Genomic DNA, 1480 nt, shown 5'->3' with positions numbered 1-1480 from the left:
TTAATGACATGGAACCCTTCTGCTCCTCATTGGAGAATGGGAGCAAAATAAAAATGTTTGTAAAAATTTTCCAAATTTGGAGGTTCCATGTCAACCAAAAGAATACTCTCAAATACGATTGATACCAACCAGGAATACGAAGTTGTCGGCTTAGATTTGGCAAAAAATTGCGTCAGTGCTGCTCTGATAACAATCGAAGGTGAACTTATAGGCATTGATCGACTCGAATACCAGGATCTGCGGAAATGTGCCCAAGAGATGCCAGCAACAACATTCGCTATGGAGCCATGTTGCGAGATGAATTTGCTGGTCAATGAACTGGAAAGTTGGGGACATAGATGTGTCGTCATCGACGGGAAGAATGTTCAAAATTATATTGAAACGCATTTTTCCAATCAGAAAACGGACCTCAACGATGCACAAGCTCTGGCATTCTTGGCAAGAGATAAACAGATCCGGCTTATCAAACCTAAGGATCGGCAACAGTTGGAATTTGCATGTCTGACCACTCTGCGAGAACAGTATGTCAAGCAATATAGACAGACCCTAGTATCGCTCAAAGGAATCTGTCAGAGCTGGGGGTTGAACATTTCCAAAGGGATCAGCGGAAAGGCACGCCTAAGCGAAATGATCGAGAAATATGAGAAGTTTCCAGAAGAACTTAGGAGAGAGCTCCAAAACATGGTTAAACATGCACAGGAGGTACAAAAGGCATTGACAGAAATTAACAAAACGTTAAAACAGGTAAGCAAGGGCGATGAGCTTTGCAAAATGGTACAAACGGTCCCAGGAATTGGTCTGGTATGTGCTTGTAGGCTCAAAGCGACCATCGGCGATATTTCCAGATTCAAGCATCCAAAGAACTTTCCTGCTTACTTTGGACTGGTTCCGAGAAGCATCTCTACGGGGCACAATGAAAAGAAAGGACGTTTAACAAAACGTGGAGATAAGACTATGAGGAGTCTTATGATTCAAGCAGCCGGATCCGTAATTCTCATGGCTAATAAGGGAAATTTAAAGGCCAGAGCTTTGTCGAAATGGATCTTAAAGAAGCAAAGGGAAAAAATGCCCTGGGGCAAGCTCACGTGTGCTGTGGCAGCAAAGCTTCTGAGAATTATCAGAGCAATGCTGATCAGCGGTAAATCATTCAATCCCAAAGTTGCTGCAATTGCCAAGTGCTCTTTGCCAAAGCAAACCGTTTAAAGGACATTAGAGATAACAAGAAAATTCGAGCACAATCAACTACAACTTAGCATGAGAAAGCCGAAAGGCCCGTTCCACAGCCTGCGCAGACTGATTGTTTTACAAACATTAGGCTTTATGAGGCACGAGCGGACTGATCTTGAAGTTCATGGTAGGCAAAGAAAGTTAATAGCGACTTTTTAAACAGCCTGAAAAGATTGGTAGATTGGCCACTTCCATGTATTGAGTTAGATTGAGTGGATCTGAATTTCAACCAACTTCACACGGAATAAAAAAA

At 42.5% G+C, this 1480-nt stretch carries 1 protein-coding gene; it reads left to right on the top strand.

The annotated features are described in order from the left end of the window. Nucleotides 1–87: 87 nt before the first annotated feature. Entirely contained in the window at nt 88–1203 is a 1116-nt protein-coding gene (locus ACYQ4O_RS12860; RefSeq protein WP_460175859.1) for an IS110 family RNA-guided transposase, read from the top strand. The last annotated feature ends 277 nt before the right edge of the window (nt 1204–1480 follow it).

It is taken from the genome of Turicimonas sp. TL08 (assembly GCF_054660695.1).
Note: the sequence above shows the minus strand (reverse complement) of the source record. Positions and strands in the feature narration are given on the sequence as shown.

What these genes read in the sequence shown, in the direction of transcription:
- ACYQ4O_RS12860 (WP_460175859.1), top strand. Translation starts at nt 88, where the DNA reads ATGTCAACCAAAAGAATACTCTCAAATACGATTGATACCAACCAGGAA.